Genomic DNA, 21,964 nt, shown 5'->3' on the forward strand with positions numbered 1-21,964 from the left:
CGATGATTCCAACGATGTTAGATCGTTTCGGTTCGTCCTCCGTCGCCCTTCGCTCTCACTGCGAACGGCTTCAGAGCATTCTTCTCACGCACGCTTCCGTCGAAGAGTGCGCCGTGCTGCCGCGCCGGACGCCGGCGGGGGATCTTGAGGCGGCGGCGTACGTCGTGATGGCGGGACCGTTCCTTCCCGACCGCCTGGAGGCGCATTTGCGCGCCGGCGACGCGCCCGATCCGCCGCCCGCCGTCTATGTTCCTCTCGCGGCGATTCCCCGCACTCCGATGGGGACGGTGGACGAAGAAGCGCTGTGCGCCATTCCGGTGTTCGACGCCGCATTGATCGATGCGTGCGAGGCCGCGCTGCGCGCGGCGCCCGGCGTCCAGCAGGCGGCGGCCGTGATCGGGGAGCATGCGCCCCGCCGCCCGGCGCTGCATCTGGGGGACCTTGTTCCCGAGCCGCCCGCCAAGAAGGCGACGGCGCCGCCCGCCGCCCCGGCTTCCGATCGAACGCCGGAGGCGTCAATCGTGGCGGCGCGCCCATCCTTCAGCGAGGGGCCCGCGATTCTGCTGGCTGAGGATCAGCCGGTGACGCTGCCGGACGCGCTGCGGCGGGCGTCGGAGAAGTTCGGCGATTGTGGAATCGTGTACGTCCAGTCCGGCGGCGCCGAGATCGAGCAGACATACGCCGAGCTGCGCGGCGAGGCGGAGCGGATCCTGGGCGGCCTGCGGGCGCTGGGCCTTTCGCCAGGCGATAAAGTCCTATTCCAGCTGGAGCGCAATCAAGATTTCATCCCCGTCTTCTGGGGATGCGTGCTGGGCGGCTTTGTTCCCGTCCCAATCTCCATCGCTCCGACTTATGACGAGCCGAATGCGAATGTCGCGAAGCTTCATAACGCCTGGCTGATGCTGGACAAGCCCGTCATCGTGGCGGGCGACGAACTCGCTCCGCGCGTGCGCTCGCTGACGGATCTGCTGGGGATCGACGCGGAAGAGTTTCGGGTCGTCCCGATCGGCGAGCTGCGCGCGGGACCTTGGGATACCCAGTGGCGGGTCAGCCATCCCGACGATGTCGCGATCATGCTGCTGACCTCGGGGAGCACCGGGAAGCCGAAGGGCGTTATTCAGCGCCACTCCAGCCTTCTGATGCGATCCGCCGCGTCGGCGCAAAACAACGACTTCGACTCCCGGGACGTCTCGCTCAACTGGTTTCCGATGGACCATGTGGGCGGCATCGTCATGTTCCATGTCCATGACCTTTGTCTTGGGTGCCGGCAGGTGCATGTTCCCACGAACGATATCATCCGCGCGCCTCTGCAATGGCTCGATCTGACGCAAAAGCACCGCGCCACGATCACGTGGGCGCCTAACTTCGCCTACGGGCTCATCAACGCCCGCGCCGAGGAAGTGGCGAAGGGCGATTGGGATTTGACGTCCCTGCGGTTTATCCTCAACGCCGGCGAGGCCATCGTGGCGCGCACCGCGCGGCGATTTTTGGAGATCCTGCGGCCCCACGGCCTGCCCGCGACGGCGATGCGCCCGGCGTGGGGCATGTCGGAGACATCCTCCGCCGTCACGTTCTCCGAGATCTTTCGGCTGGAGACGACTTCGGACGACGATTCCTTCGTCGAGGTCGGCGCGCCGATTCCCGGCTTCGCGATGCAGATCGTCGATTCGCAAAACGAGGTTGCGCCGGAAGGGACGATCGGCCGGCTTTTGGTGCGCGGCCCCAGCGTCACGACGGCGTATTACCAAAACGACGAGGCGAACCGGGAGGCGTTTACCGGGGACGGCTGGTTCAATACGGGTGATCTGGGCGTGATGCGCGACGGGCGTCTGACCATCACGGGCCGTCAGAAGGACGTCATTATCATCAACGGCGTCAACTTCTACGGCCACGAGATCGAGGCCGTGGTCGAGGATGTTGACGGCGTTGAGGTCTCCTTCACGGCGGCGTGCGCGGTGCGTACGATGGGCAAGGACACCGACGAGATCTGTGTCTTCTTCCACGCCCCCCTGTTCGCCCGCGACCGGGAGGCGTCGGCGGAGCTGAACGAAGAGCGCGCCCATCTTTTGCGCGAGATTCGCGGCGCCGTTGTCCGAAGCGTGGGCGTCAATCCATCGTTTCTGGTTCCGGTTGAGAAATCCGCCGTCCCCAAGACGGAGATCGGCAAGATTCAGCGCGCGCAGATGCGAAAGCGATTTGAGGACGGGGAGTTCGACGAGATCCGCAAAGACGTGGATGTTCTGATGGGCGGTGGAGACACGATCCCTGATTGGTTCTTCCGAACGGCGTGGCGGCCAAAAGCGCTCGGCGCGGAGACGGCGGGCGAGAGTGTCGGCCTTGTTCCAGGCGTATCGGTCGTTTTTATCGGCGCCGATCCGCTGGGATCGCAGATCGCCGAACGTCTTGCCGGCTTCGGGCCGGTGGTGACGGTTCGACCCGGCGATGCGTTCGTCAAGGAGGACGCGCGATCTTACCAGCTGCGGCCGGAAGCGGCGTTCGACTACCGGGAGCTGATCGCCGCCGCTGGCGCCCTCGGCATGGTTCGCCGGGTCGTTCACTGCTGGACTTATGGAAACGCGGGTGACGGAGGCGGCGGCCTCTCGGCCGTGGAGACGGGGCTGGCGATCGGCGCCGAGAGTATTCTCGCGCTCACACAGGCGCTGACGCAGATGCAAGGCGCCGATGTCAATGTCCGAATCGAGGTTGTGTCGAGCGGCTCTCAGGATGTTTTGATGGACGATCCGATTGCGATCGATCGTATATCCGTCCTGGGGCTTATCAAAACGATCGCGCAGGAGACGCCGTATCTCGACATCAGCCATCTCGATCTCGAGATATCGTCTCATGTCGGCGCCGACCGACGGCGCGCATCCCAGGTGCTGGCGGAGCTCATGAGCCCGGTCCGGTCGCATCTCGACCGGGAAGCCGCTTACCGGGACGATCGCCGGTTCGTTTCTTACCTGGAGCGTGCGCCGGTCGCCGCCGAATCCGCGGGAGATCCGGTCTTCACTCCCGGCGGGCTTGTCGTCCTGACGGGCGGTCTGGGAGGGGTGGGGGCGGAGGTGGCGGCGCGGCTGCTGTCTTCGTTCCAGTCACGACTGCTGCTGACCGGACGCCGCGCGCTGCCGGACGCCGCGCAAGGAGACGCGGCTTTTGAGGATGAGAGCGCCGGGGCGGAGCGTCTTCGGACGTATCGCCGCCTGGAATCGCTGGCGCGCGAGACCGGCGGCGAGGTGCGTTACGCCGCCGTGGATATCGCCGACGCCGAATCGCTGAGTGGGGCCGTCGCGCGCTTCCGCGCCGAATGGGGACAGCCGCTCGAAGCCGTTCTGCATCTCGCCGGCGCTTACCACGATCGTCTTCTTGGCGATGAAACGCGGGCGAGCTTTCACGAAGTCCTGCGGCCCAAAGTTCAGGGGACCTGGGCGCTCCATCACGTGGTGACGGCGAATCCCGGATGCGCCTTTGTTGGATTTTCGTCGGCGGCCGCGTGCTTCGGCGGAGCGATGGTCGGCGCATACGCCACGGCGAACCGCTTCCTGGAGAGCTTTTCGCGCTATCAGCGGCGCGGAGGCGTGAAGAGTTACAGCATCGCGTGGTCCACCTGGGATGAGGTGGGCATGAGCCGGGGCTACGGGGGCAAGGATCCGCTTCGGGCGCGGGGATTTATGGATATGCCCGCGAGCCAGGGCGTGGACTCCCTGCTGGCCGCGCTTTACCGGCAGCCGTCCAGCATGGTGATCGGCCTGGACGGCGACAACGCCTTTCTGCGCCGGCACATCGCCCCCGAAGGGATCGACGATTGCCGGACCGTGCAGGCGACGGCGTACTGCACGCTCCGCGAGGGCGCTTCTCCGTCGGACCTTCCGGCCGCTCTTGACGTGGCGGATCGTTATGGACTCCCCGTGCGCTGCCCCGTGCGCCGCCTTTTGGATGCGCCTCTGACGGAAACGGGGGAGATTGACCGGGAGGCGCTTTCGGATCGGATGCGGCGCGGGGCGGGCGGGGCGCGCCGTGTCGCGGCGCGGACCGATACCGAGCAGCGCATGCTCCCGATCTGGCGCGAGGCGCTGGGGGCGTCCGCGATCGGCGTCTTCGATAACTTCTTCGAGCTTGGGGGGCACTCGCTGCTCGCCACTCAGGTTATCTCGCGCCTGCGCGACGAATTCGGCGTGGAGGTTCCGCTGCGGCTTTTGTTCGAGGCGCCCACCGTCGCCGCGCTTTCCGAATGGCTGGACCGGTCGATCGCCGCGCCGGACCCAGGAGCGGCGTCGATCGCGCGCGTCCCTCGGGATCGCGATCTGCCGCTTTCGTTCACCCAGCAGCGTCTGTGGTTCATCGATCAGATGGATCCGGGCAATCCAGTTTACAATGTCCCCATCGCGTTTCGCCTCATGGGAGATTTGGATGTCGCGGCCCTGTCGCGAGCCGTCAATGAGATCGTCCGCCGGCATGAAGCGCTGCGGACCGTCTTTCCGGTGGCCGAAGGCATTCCCTCGCAGAGCATCCTGCCGGAGCTTTCGGTCGAGATACCGATTGTCGATTTGAGCGGCCTGTCGCTGGGGGCGCGCGAGTCGGAAGCCATGCGCCGAATGACCGCATCGGCGCGCCGGCCGTTTGATCTGGCGAACGGTCCGCTTCTGCGCGCGGCGCTTTTCGATCTGGGCGGCGATGAGCGGATGCTGCTTGTCAACACGCACCACATCGTGTTCGACGGCTGGTCCATCGCCGTCTTCAACCGGGAGCTGTCGGCGCTTTACAACGCATACGCCGGCGGATTGTCGGAGGCGGGCCTGCCGCCGCTGCCGATCCAGTACGCCGACTACACCGTCTGGCTCCGGCGCAGTCTGCAAGGCGACGCGCTGGAGCGGCAGATGGATTACTGGAGAACGCGCCTTGCCGGCGCGGCGCCCACTCTGGATCTGCCGGCGGACCGGGCTCGCCCGGCGGCGCAGAGTTATCGCGGCGCGAAGCTGTTCTTCTCCCTTCCGCCGGCGCTGGCGGATGCCGCGCGGGATCTCAGCCAGCAGCAAGGGGCGACGCTGTTTATGACTCTGTTCGCGGCGTTCCAGACGGTGCTTCTTCTTCTGAGCGGCCAGGAAGATCTCTGCGTTGGCTCACCTATCGCCGGGCGAACCTATACGGAGCTGGAGCCACTGATCGGCTTCCTCGCCAACACGCTGGTCCTGCGCGGGGATCTGTCCGGAAATCCGACCTTTGTCGATCTGATCGGTCGCGCCCGCGAAACGGCGCTTGGCGCTTACGCGAATCAGGAGACGCCGCTGGACAAGCTGGTGGAGATCGTGCGCCCGCCGCGCGATCCCAGCCGCAATCCCCTGGTGCAGACGAATTTCCGGCTTCAGACGATCGCGCCTGAGCCGCTGGACCTCCAGGGGCTGGACATCGCCCGAATCGAGATCGATCCAGGCGTTGCGCGCTTCGATGTGGCGATGGAGCTTTGGAGCTATCCAGGAAGCTTTGGCGGATATCTCGAATACAACACCGATCTCTTTGAAAAAGAGCGGATGGAGCGGATGGTTTCGCTCTTTGAACGGACCCTCACGACGCTCATTGGGTCGCCCGGTCAGCCGATCGAGACTCTGTTTCCGGATCTGGTTCGCGGCGTGGTGGATCGGAAAGTAAGTCCCGCAAAACGGCTGACACAGATCAGGAGCGCCCGATGATTACCGAAGAAGCTCCCGCGATAACTTCGCCCCGATCCGTTCCGGCGCCGGCCCGGCTGGCTCCTTACGTGATCCTATTGATCGCCGCGTATTTGACATTCGGCTTTTCGGTGGATGACGCCTTTATCACCTATCGATACGCCTCCAATCTGGCGGCGGGACACGGCCCTGTGTTCAATATCGGCCAGCGCGTCGAAGGGTTTTCCAGCCCGCTCCATCTTCTGCTTTCGGCGATGTTATTGACGGTTGCGCCGAGCGTCGATATTCTATTTAAGGGCAAGCTGCTAAGCTTAATCTTTGGAGTTGCGGTAATTGCGATCCTGGGGCGAGTCGCGCCGCGTTTCGGCTTGAGCGAGCGCGGCGCGGTGGCGGCGCAGTGTTTGGTCGCCGCGAACATTAATTTCGCGATGGCCGCCGTCAATGGCCTCGAAACGACGCTTTACGCCCTGCTGGTCGTCATTGCGGCCACGCGGTTTGTCGCCGAGTGCGAAGGGGAAGAGACCGGCTGGCGGGCTTGCCGCTCCGCCGCGCTCTTATTTCTGGCGCTGCTCGCTCGTCCGGACGCGCTGCTGCTGTTCGCGGCGCTGCTCATCGTTCGTGTCATGTCTGTTCGGGAGCGCCCGCAGGGGATCGCGGGCGCCGCGCGCTGGGCCGCGGTATTTATCGCTCCGACGCTGCTGCTGACCGCCGCGCGCGTTGCTTACTATGGGAGCCCGCTGCCGAACACCTATTATGCGAAGAACGTCGCCATCAGCTACGGAATCAAAAACGGGATTCCCTATCTCCTGCACGGATTGACGCCATTTTATCGCCGCGCGAACGATGCGAACGTCATCAAATCCGTCCTTTCGGGACACGGCGGTCTGGGGGCTGCGCTGTTTGCGATCAGTATCCCGATCTTTTGGGGACTGGCGGCGCTTGGGTTCTGGCGGACAAAAAAGAATGTGGGAAGCCAGGTTTGCGCGGCGGTGATCGGGGCGCTGGCGGTATTCGTACTGCGCAGCGGCGGCGATTGGATGAGCGGCTGGCGGTTCATGATCGCGGCGCTGCCGTTTTTCGCCTTTCTGCAAGTCCATGGCCTCCGCGCTGTCGCCGATTGGGCGAACCGTCCATCAGCCGATGGGGAGACCGCCGATGCTGGAATCCCTCGCCGATTGGCTCCGGGAGCCCTCGCCGCCTATGCGATCGTGGGCGCGCTCTGGGGAGCGTGCCTTCTTCGCGCCCCGCACTTGAGCTGGGCGCACGCCGGGTTCTCCACGCGCGGAGAAGCGCTGCTGTTCAGCGACGACGAACAGAACGGGCCGTTTCTGGTGGCGGTCGGCAATTATATCCGGGATCATCTCCAGGGCTGCAAGCGCATCGCCTATTCGGAGATGGGATATGCGACTTATATCAATTTGGATCGTGAATTTCTCGACGAGCGTGGATTGGCGGATCGTACTCTGGCGCGTGGTCCTAAAGAATTTAAGACACGGATCGGGTTCCGAGACCCGAATTGGCGCCGGCCAACGAGCGTTGTTTATCGGTGGCTGGAGAAAAAGCGCCCGGACGCGATTATCGTGACGGGCGGGTACTCGGATAACGTTCGCCTCAACGAGCCTGTTGTCGGCGATTATCGCCCGATTCCCCCTGTGGGGATCGCCCGAGGCTCGAACTCAGGCGACCATGTGGCGCGAATTTATTTATCGCCGGCCGCCTACGCCGCCTGGAGCGCCTCCGCGCCTCCGGCTGCGAGCGCGCCGGTCATTGGGAACGGGGAGAGATGAATCGCAGGAGCAGAAACGAGCGCGGGATGGTGATAACCGATTCTCCGGACGACGCCGGAGCCATTTCCTCTTCGACCGCCCCCTCGGCGGTTAAGCCTGAAGCGCCGCATCGCATGATGCAGCTCGACTTTTTACGCGGGATCGCCATTTTACTGGTAATTTGCTTTCACGGGGTCGTTCCAGCTCGCTCCGCCGGCGTGCTGGCCCCGATCACAATGCACTTGAATCGGATGGGCTGGAGCGGCGTGGACCTGTTCTTTGTGCTGAGCGGCTTTCTGGTGGGCGGTTTGCTGTTCAAAGAGTGTCTTTCGACGGGCCGGCTGGACGTACGGCGATTTTTCGTCCGTCGTATCTTTAAGATCTGGCCGTCCTACTATCTTTTCCTGATTTATCTCGCCGTGCGCATGCACTTCACAAGCGATGAGGAGCGGGCGGGGACATCGCGATCTCTCATTCCGAATTTACTGCACTATCAGAATTACATCGTTCCGTTCCGAGGCCACACCTGGAGCCTCGCCGTGGAAGAGCATTTCTATCTGATACTGCCGCTTTTATTGGTGTTTCTGACGAGCCGCGCGAAAGACGCCGAAAAGAGCCTGCGCGTCTTTCCCTGGATTGTCGGCGCGGTCGCGGTGATTTGCCTGGGGCTGCGCTATCTGACGAGCTTTCATACGCCGTGGGCGCAGGTAACGCATTATTTTCCGACGCATCTGCGCATCGACAGCCTGTTTTTCGGGGCGGCGCTCGCCTACGTCTATCATGCTCGTCCTGAGATTCTGGCGCGTGTGATGCGTTACCGGACGCTGCTGTTTTTCGTGGGACTTGCCCTGGTGTTTCCCGCCGCGTTATTTCCGATACGCACCAAGATCATGTCCGTCGGCGGATTCACGGCGCTCTTTCTGGGGTACGGATGTATCCTGCTTGCCGTGATTCATACGGCGATTGGCGAGGGGCCGGCGGGGCGTTTTTTGGGAAGCCGTCTGGCGCGCGGCGTGGCGTTTATCGGGGTCTACAGTTATCCGATCTATCTCTGGCATATCGACGCCATGACGCTGCCGCTGAAGTCGCTCGCGCGCCATGGTTTTTTGGGCGGCTTGCCGGGTTCATTGCGATGGCTCGTCTTTATGACGGTTTATATCGCCGGCGCCACCCTGGTGGGCGTCATCATGGGACGGCTCGTCGAAAAGCCGGCTCTCAAACTGCGGGATCGGCTGTTTCCCTCGCGGATCGATCCTTTGGTCAGCGCCGGGGATTCTCGGGGGCCGCATTTGGCGCCTCATGAAGTTCCCGCAGCGTAATGTCGGGATTGGCGATCACAAGCGCCAGGAGCTCCTGGTAATCGCTTGCGATCCGCTGGGCTGTGGCGGGTTCGAAGAGGTCCGTGCTGTATTCGATATACCCGCTCAATCCGCGCTCGTCGGTCGTCATCTCGCAGGCAAGATCGAACTTCGCGGCGCCATTGTCCACATCCATGGGTTCCGCGGTCAGGCCGGCGAATCCCGTGAGAGCGGCTTGCAGGTTTCGAAAGCGAAAGTTGACCTGGAAGAGCGCCATACGCTGACTATCGCGGTTTGGCTGCAGCGCGCGGACCAGCGTCTCAAACGGCAGCTCCTGGTGCGTGGAGGCGTCGATGACTGTTTTTCGGACATGCCCTAAAAGCCGCCGGAACGACAGCGTTTCTTCTTGCTCCACGCGCAGGATCAGCGTGTTATTGAGAAAGCCGACCAGCGACTCGGATTCGAGCGTCAGGCGGTTCGCGAAAGGAGAGCCGACAACCACATCCTTTTGCCCGGAGTATCGCGCCAGCAGCACGCAGAATGCGGCGAGCAGGAACATAAAGCTGGTGATGTTTTCCTGGGCGCCGAGTTCGCTGAGCGCTTCGATTGAGATTTGAGAAGCCGTGAAATAGTGTTTGGCGCCCTGATGTGTCGGCCGCGCCGGGCGAGGGTGATCGAAGGGGAGGGCGAGTTGGGAAGGGATCCCCTCCAGGCGTTCTGTCCAGTATTTGAGCAGGGAAGCTTTGTGCTCGCCTTGAAGGCGTTCCTGCTGCCACAGCGCGAAGTCCGCAAATTGACACGTGAGAGGCGGCAAGGAGTGTGGCGCGCCTGTCACGATCGAATGATAGATCGCCGCGAGTTCTTCGAGCAGAATATTGAACGACCAGCCGTCGGCGACGATATGGTGCGTCACCAGCAGCAGGACGAAATCCTGGCTGTCGATCTGAATCAATTTTGCGCGCAGAAGCGGCCCATGCGCGAGATCGAAGCGCGCGCGAGCTTTGAGAGCCGTGACTTTGCGCAGCGCCGCTTCGCGCGCGCCCGCCGGTAGGCGCTGTAGATCGATATGCTCGAGAGCGGCGGGGCTGAGGGGAGCGATGACAGCCTCCAGATTTCCGGCCTCGTCCGCCGGGAAAACTGTCCGCAGGGCCTCATGGCGGCGCATGATTTCGTGGATGCTTTGATCCAGCGCATCGATATCGAGTGCGCCACGCAGGCGCAGGGCGCGATGCATATTATAGGCGGCGGAGTGTGGGTAAAGCTGATCCAGGAACCACAGTCCTTGCTGCGATGAGGAAAGAGGCGTGGCGGAGCCGGGACTGCGCGGCGTAATGGGCGGGAGAACGGAAGACAACGATTGGTGGTTCGTTTCCATGCGAGCGGCGAGGCCGGCGACTGTCGGCGTCTCCAGAAAATCGAACAGGGAAAGGCGAACGCCGGTAGCGTTTTGGATGCGTGTCAGAGCCAGAGTCGCAAAGAGCGAGTTGCCTCCCAGAGCGCTGAAGGTGTCCTCTGCGCCGATTTCCTCGATGCGAAGCACCTCGCGCCAGATATCGCGGATAAAGGCTTCGGTTTCGGTCCGCGGAGCGATGCGCTCCTGTGGCGAGGGGGCGGCTTCTTCCGTGAAAAGCATCCCGAGCTGAGCGGCCATGGTCCGGCGCTGGAGCTTGCCGTTCGCGCCAGTCGGGAGAGCGTCCACAATCAATATCTGAGACGGCGTTTTGTAATCGGCGACGCGAGCGGCGGCGAATCGACGGATCTCTGAAGACGTGGCCTCCGTTCCGGCGCGCAGCACGACGGCGGCGGCAAGGTCCTCACCAAGCCGCGCGCTGGGGATCGGGAACGCAACGGCTTGCGAGACGGCCGGATGGCGCAATAACACTTCATCAATTTCATGCGGAGAAATCTTTTCTCCGCCGCGATTGATGATCTCTTTGAGTCGGCCGGTGAGAAAAAGGAAGCCGTCCTGATCGATGTAGCCTTGATCGCCGGTCCGAAACCAGCCATCGCGAAATACGGCTTTGTTCGCCGCCGGATCGTCAAGGTAGCCCTGCGTGACGTTCGCGCCGCGCGCCACGACTTCGCCAACCGTGAACGCTGCGGCCATGGCTCCCGCGTCGTCCACGATCGCGATTCTGGGGCCGGCCGCGCGCCCAACCGATCCCGCGCGCCGCTGGCTCTCGGGAAGGCGGTTGCTTGCGATCTGGGGGGATGTTTCCGTCATCCCGTAGGCTTCGATGTGCGGCGCGCCGAAGGTCTGCTCGATCCGCGCCAGCATTTGCTGCGGCATGGCGGACGACGCCGATCGAATAAAACGAAGCGTGCGGGGAATAGCCCCAGTTGGCAGCCGATCTGCTTGATCCAGAATCATCTGATGGACCGTCGGCGCCGCGCTGTACCAAGTCGGCCGATACTGGCTCATGAGATCGAAGAATTGGGTTGGATCGAACTGTGGCGCGCAGACCACGCTTCCACCGGCCGCCAGTGAGGCGAATATGGTGCTCAGCCCATGGATGTAATACACCGGCATGACATTCAAGCAGCGGTCGCTTGGGGTAAGTCCGAGCGCCTCTCCGATGTCGTTCGCGGATTGCCGGAGGTTTCGGTGGGTCAAAGGAACGAGTTTTGGCCGTCCTGTCGTACCGGAAGTGTGGAGAATCAGCGCAATGTCGTCCGGCTGCGCGAGGCCGGCGCGGGCGGGCGGGCCGATGGAGAAATCGCTTTTGCTCCGTTCAAATACACCGCCGATCTCGCCGGCGGAAGGGAGGATATTCAGCAAGGGAAGGTTCAGGGCGCGCGCCGCGTCGATCGCCTCGCTTTCCAGGGCGGCGTCAGTTAAGAGCGCTTTGACCTTCATCAAGCGAAACAGCGCTTCATATTCCTGGGCGCGCAGGCTGCTGCTCAGCGGCGCGCAGACGGCGGCCGAAGAAACGGTAAGAAACGCATAGGCCATGTCCACATTGCTGGACAGGACAATGGCGATGCGGTCATCGCGGCCAAGCCCTAAAGCATTCAAACACCGAACGGAGTTGTCGATGCGGCTGAGTAAACGGCCGTATGTCAGTGTTTGGAAACCCGGCGCCATCAGGGCGGGCGCGTCCAGCCGGTCGTGCGCATGGTCGGCGATTAGCCCAGGTATACTCATATCTTTAATTATACCGCATAGCAGGCAAGCTGCTTCTGTTCGCCGCGCGGAGTCATTTCGTCCGTTAATAATTGCTATTACCCGTATCTGAGAGGAGTTTCATCATGACCAGTATCACCGGAGGCCCAATGGCCCGTAAAATGGGAGCGATCCAGCGTAAGGAAGTTTCTCTCGCCGATGTCCCGCGCGTCGATTCCCACCCGTTGACCGAGGGAAGCAAATTTATCCAGATGTATGAACCCGCATCGGACGATGTGGATCTTGTCGGCTGGGTGCGGCACAATCGCGAGCAGCTGGAGGCGGATCTGCTCGTTCATGGCGCGCTGCTTTTGCGCGGTTTCCATGCGCCGACGGTTGCGGATTTCGAGCAGGCGACGCAGGCGTTTTACGGCGAGCTTTACGGCGGCTACGGCGATTTGCCGCGCGCCGGCGCGAGCGAAAATATCTACAAGTCGACTCCGTATCCGGCGGATAAGGCCATCCTGTATCACAACGAAAGCTCGCATCTGGACTCGTGGCCGATGAAGATCGGCTTCTTCTGCGTTCAGAAGGCGCCGGTCGGCGGCGCGACGCCGCTGATGGACTGCCGGGAAGTCTGCAATCGGATCGATCCGGAGATCTTCGCGCAGTTCGCCGAAAAGGGCCTGACGTATGTCCGCACATTTGTGGAGGGCGTGGATGTCAGCTGGCGTCATTTCTTCCAAACCGACGACAAAGCCGAAGTCGAGGCGCGCTGCCGTGAGGCGGGCGTGGAGTTCGAGTGGACGGATAACGACGGCCTGCGCACCAAGCAAAACGGCCCGGCGGTGGTCCGCCATCCAAAGACCGGAGAGACCATCTTCTTCAACCAGGTCCAGCTGCATCACCCGTACTGTCTCGATCCCGAAACGCGGGAATCGCTGATGTCGCTGTTCGGCGAGGAGTACCTGCCGCGCAATGTCTACTTCGGCGATGGATCGAAGATCGAGGACAGCGTCATGGCGCATCTGGGCGAAGTCTTCGAGCAGATCGCCGTCCGCGCCGATTGGAATGAGGGAGACATCGCCCTTCTGGATAACATGATGACGGCGCACGCTCGCGACCCGTACAGCGGGCCGCGCAAGATCGTGGTCGCCATGGGACAGATGTTCTCCAAAGAAAATCTGAAATAGGCAGGCCCAGTCCGCGTTCTGATCTGCCCGCGGAAGACGAAAAGCAGCCAGATGGCGACCGGACTCCCGGTCGCCATCTGGCTGCTTTTTTTCTGTTCGTGGATTATTGCAATTTTTGTATGAAACAGCTCCGGAGCATGGTAAAATATTGTGGCGAATCGTCCGATATCCAATCGCCGCTTTGCACGCTTTGAGAAAAGACACAGTCTCCCGCCATGATTTTACAGGCGCTTATGAAGCTCTCATCCAGAACGAAACGCATCATTTCGGACAACGTGGCGACTTGCAGTCTCCTGATTGTCCTGACGCTCATCATCCTCATCGGCGTTCTTTCGTCGCTCTCCACGGAGCGCTTTCTGCAAAATGACCGTCAGGTGGCGCATACCTACCAGGTGATGGATCACGTGCGGGCTGTCATCTCCGATCTCAAGGACGCCGAAACGGGGCAGCGCGGCTACCTGCTCACCGGCGATCCCGCTTACTTGCAGCCGTATTTGACGGGCAAAAGCGCCGTCGATCGCGACATCAAGACGCTGCGTGTGCTGACGCTGGATAATCTGTCCCAGCAGCGTCGTTTGGACACGCTTCAGACGCTGTCGGCGAAGAAGCTGGCGGAGCTGGACCAAACCATCACGCTGCGAAAACAGATTGGATCCGCGGCGGCCCTGCGCGTGGTAAAGTCGGGTCGGGGCAAGAGTGTGATGGACCAGGCGCGCGCCGTCGTGGAGCAGATGCGCCGCGAAGAGGAGAAGCTGCTGGTGCGCCGGACGGCGGAGGCGGAGCGCGCGGGCGTCGTCGCCCGGATCGCCGGAAGCCTGGGCGCCGTATTTTCCGCGCTGCTAATTGTACTGGCGATCCGCTTTGTTGGCCAGTATCTCCGGGAGCGAACACGCGTGGAAGCCGAGAATTTACGGCTGGTGGAGGCGGCGCGCGACGCCGCTATGCAGCAGCGCGTGTTCTTGAAGGACGTGCTCGCCTCCGTCACCGAAGGGCGACTGGCTTTATGCGACACGGAAGCGGAGCTTCCGGCGGCGTTGGCCGTGTATGGGGAAACGATCTCCCTCGCCAATAGCCACAACCTGCGCTTTCTGCGTCACGCCGCCGCCAATGCGGCGCGCGCATGCGGCTTTTCGGAGGACCGGATCCAGGACCTCGTCACCAGCGTCAGTGAGGCGGGGATGAATGCGGTTACGCACGGCGGCGGGGGGCAGGCGGTGGTGCGGACGGACGGCCACAGCCGCGTCCAGGTGTGGGTGACCGATCAGGGCAAGGGAATTGCGATGAGCAGCCTGCCGCAATCCACGCTGGAGCGTGGCTACAGCTCGGCGGGCAGCCTGGGACATGGATTCTGGCTCATGCTCAAGATGTGCGACAAGATCTCGCTGCTGACGGGATCGCAGGGCACATCGGTAGTTTTGGATCAGGCCAAGACGGCGCAGGGCGCCGCCTGGCTGCGCGGCGATGAACTCCATGCCACGGCGACCTTCAAAACGATTGCCGGCAATGGGGGAACATCCGCGTCGGATGTCAAGAACCTTTCGTTTCGAACGCGGACGTATTGATGAGGTCTCGTCGTTTCGAACGCGGGCTTATTGATGATGGCCCGCGACTACAGGGATTTAGCGTGGCGTAATCACTGCTGTCAGTAAACAAACGTCGTCGCGCGCCACGCCGCCTCTCGAAGCGGCGTCCACTCCGTCCATCAGGCGCACGGCGGCTGCCTCGGCTGCCCCTTGCTGGTTCTCATCGGAACTCAAAGGCAGTTCGAGGAGCGCCTTCGCCCCCTCAATCCCCAGCATGTTGTGGCGGCTCGCCCCGCACTCCGTCACTCCATCGGTAAAGATCGCCAGCATGTCGCCGGGGGCAAGCGTCACCATATGTTCGGCGAAGCGCGGCGTGTCGTCCATGCCGAGTACGGATCCCGTTGGCGCAAGCTCCTCGACCGTTCCCGTTTTCTCCCGCCGAACGAGCGCCGGTTCCTGGCCGCAGTTGACATAGGTCAGCACCCTGGTCTTTGCATCGTAGCACCCGACAAAGAGCGTGGCGAATCCCGACAGCAGGCCGTTTGCCGCCACCACATGGTTGAGGTCGTTGACGGCCGCCGCCAGGGTCGGTTGAGAGTAGAGGAAGGCGCGCAGCATATTCCGGACGGTCGCCACTTGCGCCGCGGCCGCCAGTCCTTTTCCGCTGACGTCGCCCACGACCAGCGCGGTGCAGTCCTCTCCCACGGCAAACACATCGTAGAAGTCCCCGCCGACGCCCGCTTCGCGCAGCGCCGCCTGGTAGCGGCTCGCAAGCAGCAGGCCGGGCGCGCTCTCCGGCAGGCGCGGCTGGAGCGCCTTTTGAAGCTGCTGCGAAATATTGCGCTCGCGCTGCGCCGCGCGTGCCATCTTCATCGCGCCGCGCACCTGGACGGCGACGGCTTCCACCATCATCACTTCCTCAATGGTCCAGTCTCTGGCTTCCGTCGCCATCATCACCGTCAGCGCGGCGCGCGGGCGGCTTTGATCGAAGAACGGCACGGCGATATACGAGCGCTGCCCGGTCTGCACAAACAAGTCCACCAAGGTCTGCGGGAGAGGGGACGCCAGGACATCCCGCATCACCACGGTGCGCCCCTCGGGGTAGATCTCCGAGCTGGAGATCTCGCGCTCCGCCAGATTCCATTCGCCTTCCAGAGAGGCGATTCCGTCCGCGCGCCAATCCTTTTCAATAACCGCCGTATTCTGATCCTCGTCGTAAAGCACGTAGAAGCATCGATCGACGGCGAGGCGCTCCCCCAGTCTTTTGAGGGCGGCGGAGTGGGGCGCCAAGTCGTCATCGCTCCACAGGACGGCGTGCCCGACTTCGTTGACCAGCGCTTCGCGGTCCGCGCGGGCGCGCGCCTCCTCGGCGGACTCGCGCGCCCGCTGCTCCGCCTTTCGCTGGGAGCTGCTGATCGCCGATACGCTTAGTCCGACGATGAGGAAAATCACCAGTGTTGTTTGATCGATCTGGTCCGGGACCGCCAGTGTATTTTGTGGGGAGATAAAGAGATAACTGCCCAGCAGCGCCGAGACGATCAAAGCCATCAAGGCGCCGCCCCATCCGCCCACCCAGGCGCTGAACACCACGGCGGGAAGGAACATAATGAACGGCGCGCGCCGGCCCAGGATCGGCGTCAGTGAGTGGCGTATGCACGCGGCGAGGAGAATGCTGCCGGCGACGAACAGGTACGAACGGACGATCGCGGCCGTTTTGGATTGAAACCAAGTACGTTTGACGGACAAGAAACACGCTCCTGCCTGGCCGCTCGGACGGAGGCGGCTTTGACGGGCTGGCGCCTGCTGTAGAAAGAGTTTATGTCACCAGAACGATAGGATTATTATAGCACGCTTCACCATCTGAGGCGGGAGGGCGATCGCAAGCCCGCAATAAGCTTGTTTTTTGAGAGAATATTGAGGCGAATAAGAGACATCAGGGAATGAGGGAAATCGCTGGTGAAGACAATTCGATCATAAAATGCGCTTGAGTGAGACTGCACACCACGGAATTTTTTTGTTTTTTTGGGTATGGCGCGGTATGTTTGTCTGGTTGACAATCCGGCTCTTTCGTGATATACTTTATTCACGTTCGAAATATTGAGCGCCGGCGAGAGACTTCCAGTCTCCCGCTTTTTTTATTGCCCCCCCGTCCTCTTGCTGATCCACCCCTGTAAAACCTCACAAAGGCGAGATTGCGTTATGGGACGCCGCCGATGGCGGGTCCGGCTTCTCCAGCGCATAATCCATGACTTCCTCCCAGCTCAGGACGGCTCCTTCGCGCCAGAGGGAAGCGAATGTTTCTTCGCCGAGAGCGATGCGGGCGCTGGCGACCATACGGTCGTGTTCTTCGCGGTCGCGAGGCGGCATTTCGGTGAATGCGGGAGCTTTCGCCGAATCGATGGCTCCCCAGAGGCGAACGGCCTTTGCGGGATACGCCTGCGCCTGCGCCACGGCGGCCATGCCCCGCAGACTTGATACCGCATTGTCCGGGGCTGGAAGGTCCCGGAAGATCTTCAGGCTGTCCGCGTAGCGCGCCCACGCCGTGACGGCGTCGCCTTGTAAGCGCGATACGTCGCCCAGGCCGCAAAGCGCGGCGGCGGCGTCCAGACGGAATCCGCTTTGACGATACAGTTCTTCGCTTTCTTCGTATAACGCCTGCGCCGCGCCGTAGTCGCCGCTGGAAACTTCCATCTCCGCGATGCGCGCCAGCGTGCTTGCGATCGCGGGCTTGTCTCCCAGCTCTCGCCGAATCTCCAGGCTTTCCGCAAACAGGGCGCGTGCGAGTTCATCCTCGTCGCGGGCGCGCGCCGTGAGCCCGAGGGCGCTGAGCGACGAGCTGATGGCGCGTTTGTATCCCAGACTTCTGCGGATCTCCAGGGCTTCGTCGTGGAGCGACCACGCCGCATCGTAATGGCCCTGCGCGTAGTTCAGATTGCCGAGGTCTTCAAGAAGGGCGGCCAGCCCCATCGAGTCCCGCAGCTCGCGGCGGATGCCCAGGCACTCCTCGAAATACGAGCGCGCGAGCGCATAGTCGCCCTGACGCTGGGCGGCGTGTCCCAGGGGGATGAGCGCGGTGGCGATCCCGACTTTGTCGTCCAGCGCGCGGGAGATCGCGAGGGCTTCGTGATAACTTGCCTGCGCGGCGTCCGCCTCGCCCTGGTAATGCGCGACGTTCGCCAGGTTGAACAGGATCTTCGCGACCCCCTGCTGGTCGCCGAGCGCGCGGTAAATCCCCAGGGCTTCTTCATAGATTCCGCGCGCCAGCGTGTGCTCTCCCTGGCTGTACGCCAGGTTGCCCGCTCCCCAAAGCCCCTTCGCGCGCGCCGATGGGAAGATGTGCGATGCCGGACGCGCCAGTGCGCGCTCCAGGTTGCGCCGGCCTTCCCGATAGTAGCCGCGCACATACCAGAATCGCCACAGCGCGCCGGACAGCCGCAGGTCCGTCTCCGTCGCCTGTGGATCGTCCGCGATCCGGGCCAGCGCCGCGCGCAGATTGTCGTGCTCGGATTCGACGCGGCGCAGCCACTGGCCCTGCTCCGCGCCGCGCAGCTCCGGCTCCGCCGCTTCCGCGAGGGCCAGGAACCAGTCCGTGTGGCGGTCCTTAATCGCCTCCGTCTCTCCCAACGCGTCCCGCTTGCCGGCCGCGTACTGCCGCACCATCTCCAGCAGCCGATAGCGTCCGCCCGCGTCTTCCGGCTGGTCCGTAAACGCGACAAGGGACTTCTCCACCAGCGAGATCAGCAGATCCTGGATCTGTTCCGAGGCGATCCCATGTCCAGAGCAGACGGCCTCCGCCGCTTCCAATGTCCATCCTCCCGCGAAGACCGACACGCGCGCGAGCAGCAGGCGGTCCTGGTCGCCGAGCAGCCCGTACGACCAGTCGAGGGTCGAGCGCAACGTCTGCTGGCGTGAAAGCGCGGTGCGGCTGCCGCCCGTCAGAAGCCCGCGATGGTCGTGCAGACGCGCTTCGATCTGCTCGATCGTCATCGCGTTGACGCGGGAGGCGGCCAGCTCAATGGCGAGCGGGATGCCCTCAAGCAGCGAGCTCACGCGCGCCATGGTCATGGCGTTGGTCCCGGTCAGCGAGAAGCTTTGCTGCGCGGCCTGCGCCCGCTCGACGAATAAGCGCACGCTCTCGTATCCCATGAGCACGCGCACCAGGGCGCTTCGTCCTTGTGGAAGATGATCGGGGTCTGGAGTGGCCAGCGACGGCACTGTCCAGGCGGCCTCGCCGGTCAGTCCGAGCGACTCGCGGCTCGTGGCGAGGATCCGCACATTGGCGCACTCGCGCAGCAGATGCGCGGCGACCTGCACGCACGCCGCCAGCACATGCTCGCAGTTATCCAGCACGAGCAGCAGACGCTTGCGGCGCAGGTGGTCCGTCAGGCTCTCCAGCATGGTGCGGTTCTGCTCCTCTTGCAGGTCGAGGACCGCCGCGATCCGCGCGCACACGAGCTTTCCGTCGGAGATCGATTCCAGCGACGCCAGCCACACGCCGTCGGGATACTCGGGCAGGACGTCGCGGGCCACTTCAATCGCCAGGCGAGTCTTGCCGATGCCGCCCAGTCCCGTCAGCGTCACCAGCCGCGCGCGGCGCAGCTTGGCGGCGACATCGGCGCGCTCGTCCTCACGCCCGATCAGCTCGGTGAGCGCGTGCGGGAGGGCGCCGTTGATGAGGCGCGGGGGCGGCGCGGCCTTCGGCTCCAGCGGCGAAATGGCGCGCTGCCGGACTTCCCTGCGCAGTTTGGCGTAGAGCGCGCTGGTTTTCTCGTCGGGAAGCGCTTTGGGGTCGCTTCGCAGCAGATCGACGAATTTGCGATAGACCTGGAGGGCGGCGTTGCTGTCGCCGGCCTGCGCAAGCGCCTCCATGAGACCGCGCTGCGCCGTATCCCACATCGGATCGATCTCGATCGCCCGCCGATAAAGATTGGCGGCGCCTTCGTAGTCGCCGGCCGTCAGGGCGTGCTCCGCCAGCGTTTGCAGCGCGTGCAGGCAGCCGCGCTCTCGAAGGGCGCGCTCCTGATAGACCCACTCCTCGGCGCAGCCTTCCAGAAGCGCTCCCTGATAGAGATGGACGGCTTGCTCCAGCGCGGGAAGCCTGCGGCCGGCGATCGCGGCGTCGAAAATGACGACATCCGCCTGCGCGCCTTCGAGATCCAGCAGGAGCGTCTGCCGGCTGGGGGACTGCACGCGCGCGCCCTGCGCGCCGAGCGCCTGGCGGAGCTCGCTCAGCACCGGACGCAGGCTCGTGGACGCCTGGCTCTGGTCCATATCCGGCCACAGAGTCCCGGCGAGCCACTCGCGTTCGACGGCGCGTCCGTGACGGAGGGTGAGCAGGGCGAGCAGCCAGAGCGCCTTCCGAGAGCGCAGGCGCGGCAGCGGCGTCCCCTCGACAAAGACGCGCATGGGGCCGAAGCAATGAATGATAAGCGGAAAAGCGGCGTTGTCAGATGCAGTCATGTGTTTCCGGGCGACTTTCTCTCAATAGAGCGTGTTGGCGGGACACAGTCCTCATCTCGAAATGTTCGAGCCTTTCTGAAAGAATTCTAATCTTTCCGAAAGAGTTCCGGGGCGCGAAACGATTTTCCTCCTGAACTTCGCTCCCGCAGGCGAAGCGAGGAAGCTCATAGGAATAACCTATGAAAATTATACCTTCCATGTCTGCCGGTTCCGGACTGCCTGCCGGCCGCCGGGCGCCGCCTGTAATATTTTGCGTTTGGGAAGGGCGTTCCGGCCTTCGGAACGCTTTTTGATTGGAACGGTAACGTTACGATAACATCGCGCCTTCATAATCGTGATAGAAAATAGACGAGGGAAAGGAGGCCTCCGTTGTCCGGAACCGAACTCGCCGGTTTCGCGATCAGGAAAGGGCGCAGCGCATGAGGGCGAACAATGCTGTCAAAAACGTCGTGCTGGTGCATGGCCCCTTCGCCGATGGATCGATCTGGAGAAAGGTCATCTCTCGGCTTCAGGAAGGCGGGTATTACGTCACCGCCGTCCAGCTGCCGCTGACTTCTCTGAAAGAAGATGTGGCGATCACCCGTCACATCGTCAGCATGCAGCATGGCTCCGTCATTTTGGTCGGCCACTCTTATGGAGGGGCCGTCATTACCGAGGCTGGCGACGAGGCGAATGTCGCCGGTCTGGTTTATATCGCCGCCTTTGCGCCGGACGAGGGGGAAACGCTGGGAGATCTCATCCATCGATACGCGACGGCGCCGGGGTTCGGTCACCTGCGCACCGACGATCACGGGTTCACCTGGATCGTGACGGAGGCCTTTCCCCAGTACTTCGCGGGCGACATCCCGGACGCGGAGGCGCGGGTGCTGGCGGCCGTGCAGCATCCCTGGAAGGTCCCCGGCAATCGGATCGTGCAGCCGTCATGGCGCTCCAAGCCCTCCTGGTTCCAAATCTCGGAAGACGATCTGATGATTAACCCCGACCTGCAAAGGTTTTTGTCGCAGCGCATGGGCGCGAAAACAACCTCGCTCGTATCCAGCCACGCCGCCATGGTCTCCCATCCGGAGGAGACGGCGCAATGCATTATCGAAGCCGCCCAATCGGCTCAGACCAAGAAAAGCACAAGGAGAACACCATGAACCGAATGACCAAAATCACCATCGGCCTGACAGCCGTCACCGCCGCGTTCGCGTCCGCGCACACCGTCCAGGCCGCCGCCCCGGTCCCGGCGGAAAAGCCCGTGATCGTGCTCGTCCACGGCGCCTTCGCCGACGGCTCCAGCTGGTCGAAGGTCATCCCGATCTTACAGAAAGACGGCTATACCGTGATCGCCGTCCAGAACCCATTGACGTCGGTGGCCGACGATGTCGCGACGACCAAGCGTGTGATCGACGCCCAGAAGGGCCCCGTGGTCGCCGTCGGCCATTCCTACGGCGGCGTGGTGATCACGGGGGCGGCGGACGGCGCCGCGAACGTCAAGGCGCTGGTGTACCTGGCCGCGTACGCGCCGGACGCCGGCGAGCCGCTAGGCGTCCTGAACGACAAGTTCGGCCCATCGCAGCTCGCTACGGCGCTCGCGCCCGACGCCGCCGGCTTCCTTTATGTCGACCGGGCGAAGTTCCACGAGGTGTTCTGCAAGGACGTTCCGGACACGGAGGCGAGCATCATGTGGGCGACGCAAAAACCGCTGGCCGCCGCCACGTTCCAGCAGTCCGTCACGGGCGCGGCCTGGAAGACGATCCCTTCGTGGTACCTGGTGTCCTCGGACGATCACGCCATCAACCCCGATCTGGAGCGGTTTATGGCCCAGCGGATCGGCGCGAAGACCTCCGAGATCAAGGCGAGCCATGTGGCGTTTATCTCCCACCCCAAGGAGATCGCCAAGCTGATCGAAGAGGCGGCGACGTCACCTCTGAAATAGTCCGCCACTCCAGGGCGATGACAGCAGCCTGACCATC

General features: G+C 63.1%; 10 protein-coding genes. 7 read left to right on the forward strand and 3 right to left on the reverse strand.

Features of this window, described 5'->3' with window-relative positions:
* The first annotated feature begins 14 nt into the window (after positions 1–14).
* Genes D5261_RS12720 through D5261_RS12730 form a run of 3 tightly spaced genes read left to right on the forward strand, consistent with a single transcriptional unit; the run spans position 15 to position 8,748 of the window.
* Positions 15–5,684: a condensation domain-containing protein gene (locus D5261_RS12720; protein ID WP_165864189.1), complete on the forward strand. Its 5,670-nt coding sequence runs from the start codon at positions 15–17 to the stop codon at positions 5,682–5,684.
* Positions 5,681–7,450, forward strand: coding sequence for a DUF8728 domain-containing protein (locus tag D5261_RS12725; protein ID WP_119321398.1), 1,770 nt, complete (start codon positions 5,681–5,683; stop codon positions 7,448–7,450). Before D5261_RS12720 ends, D5261_RS12725 begins: the two co-directional genes overlap by 4 nt.
* Positions 7,451–7,476: 26 nt before the next feature.
* The gene (locus D5261_RS12730; protein ID WP_165864190.1) at positions 7,477–8,748 is read left to right on the forward strand and encodes an acyltransferase family protein; all 1,272 of its coding nucleotides are present in this window, start codon (positions 7,477–7,479) and stop codon (positions 8,746–8,748) included.
* On the opposite strand, the gene D5261_RS12735 is transcribed toward D5261_RS12730, so the two are convergent.
* A complete protein-coding gene (locus tag D5261_RS12735; RefSeq protein WP_119321400.1) occupies positions 8,690–11,872 on the reverse strand; it encodes a condensation domain-containing protein in 3,183 nt (1,060 codons plus the stop codon). The genes D5261_RS12730 and D5261_RS12735 overlap by 59 nt on opposite strands.
* Positions 11,873–11,976: 104 nt before the next feature.
* Here D5261_RS12735 and D5261_RS12740 point away from each other — a divergent pair, with 104 nt between their 5' ends.
* Both D5261_RS12740 and D5261_RS12745 read left to right on the forward strand, forming a co-directional pair.
* The gene (locus D5261_RS12740; protein ID WP_119321401.1) at positions 11,977–13,023 is read left to right on the forward strand and encodes a TauD/TfdA family dioxygenase; all 1,047 of its coding nucleotides are present in this window, start codon (positions 11,977–11,979) and stop codon (positions 13,021–13,023) included.
* Between the two features lie 233 nt (positions 13,024–13,256).
* Entirely contained in the window at positions 13,257–14,585 is a 1,329-nt protein-coding gene (locus D5261_RS12745) for a CHASE3 domain-containing protein (protein WP_165864191.1), read from the forward strand.
* A 57-nt stretch (positions 14,586–14,642) separates the two neighbouring features.
* Here the strand turns inward: D5261_RS12745 and D5261_RS12750 are convergent, their stop codons facing one another.
* Both D5261_RS12750 and D5261_RS12755 read right to left on the reverse strand, forming a co-directional pair.
* On the reverse strand, positions 14,643–16,292 hold the full coding sequence (locus tag D5261_RS12750; RefSeq protein ID WP_119321403.1) for a SpoIIE family protein phosphatase: 1,650 nt from the start codon (positions 16,290–16,292) through the stop codon (positions 14,643–14,645).
* Positions 16,293–16,724: 432 nt separating this feature from the next.
* Positions 16,725–20,006 carry an ATP-binding protein gene (locus tag D5261_RS12755; RefSeq protein ID WP_119321404.1) on the reverse strand — a complete coding sequence of 1,094 codons (3,282 nt, stop codon included), beginning with the start codon at positions 20,004–20,006 and terminating at the stop codon, positions 16,725–16,727.
* A gap of 419 nt (positions 20,007–20,425) precedes the next feature.
* Between D5261_RS12755 and D5261_RS12760 the strand changes: the two genes are divergently transcribed.
* On the forward strand, positions 20,426–21,145 hold the full coding sequence (locus D5261_RS12760; protein ID WP_119321405.1) for an alpha/beta hydrolase: 720 nt from the start codon (positions 20,426–20,428) through the stop codon (positions 21,143–21,145).
* Positions 21,142–21,927 carry an alpha/beta fold hydrolase gene (locus tag D5261_RS12765; protein WP_119321406.1) on the forward strand — a complete coding sequence of 262 codons (786 nt, stop codon included), beginning with the start codon at positions 21,142–21,144 and terminating at the stop codon, positions 21,925–21,927. Before D5261_RS12760 ends, D5261_RS12765 begins: the two co-directional genes overlap by 4 nt.
* The last annotated feature ends 37 nt before the right edge of the window (positions 21,928–21,964 follow it).

The sequence above is a fragment of the Capsulimonas corticalis genome (assembly GCF_003574315.2).
GTDB classification, from domain to species: domain Bacteria; phylum Armatimonadota; class Armatimonadia; order Armatimonadales; family Capsulimonadaceae; genus Capsulimonas; species Capsulimonas corticalis.

Coding starts and splice junctions, on each gene's coding strand:
- D5261_RS12760 (WP_119321405.1), top strand. CDS start 20,426: ATGAGGGCGAACAATGCTGTCAAAAACGTCGTGCTGGTGCATGGCCCC.
- D5261_RS12735 (WP_119321400.1), bottom strand. CDS start 11,872: ATGAGTATACCTGGGCTAATCGCCGACCATGCGCACGACCGGCTGGAC.
- D5261_RS12755 (WP_119321404.1), bottom strand. CDS start 20,006: ATGACTGCATCTGACAACGCCGCTTTTCCGCTTATCATTCATTGCTTC.
- D5261_RS12720 (WP_165864189.1), top strand. CDS start 15: ATGTTAGATCGTTTCGGTTCGTCCTCCGTCGCCCTTCGCTCTCACTGC.
- D5261_RS12740 (WP_119321401.1), top strand. CDS start 11,977: ATGACCAGTATCACCGGAGGCCCAATGGCCCGTAAAATGGGAGCGATC.
- D5261_RS12745 (WP_165864191.1), top strand. CDS start 13,257: ATGAAGCTCTCATCCAGAACGAAACGCATCATTTCGGACAACGTGGCG.
- D5261_RS12725 (WP_119321398.1), top strand. CDS start 5,681: ATGATTACCGAAGAAGCTCCCGCGATAACTTCGCCCCGATCCGTTCCG.
- D5261_RS12765 (WP_119321406.1), top strand. CDS start 21,142: ATGAACCGAATGACCAAAATCACCATCGGCCTGACAGCCGTCACCGCC.
- D5261_RS12730 (WP_165864190.1), top strand. CDS start 7,477: ATGGTGATAACCGATTCTCCGGACGACGCCGGAGCCATTTCCTCTTCG.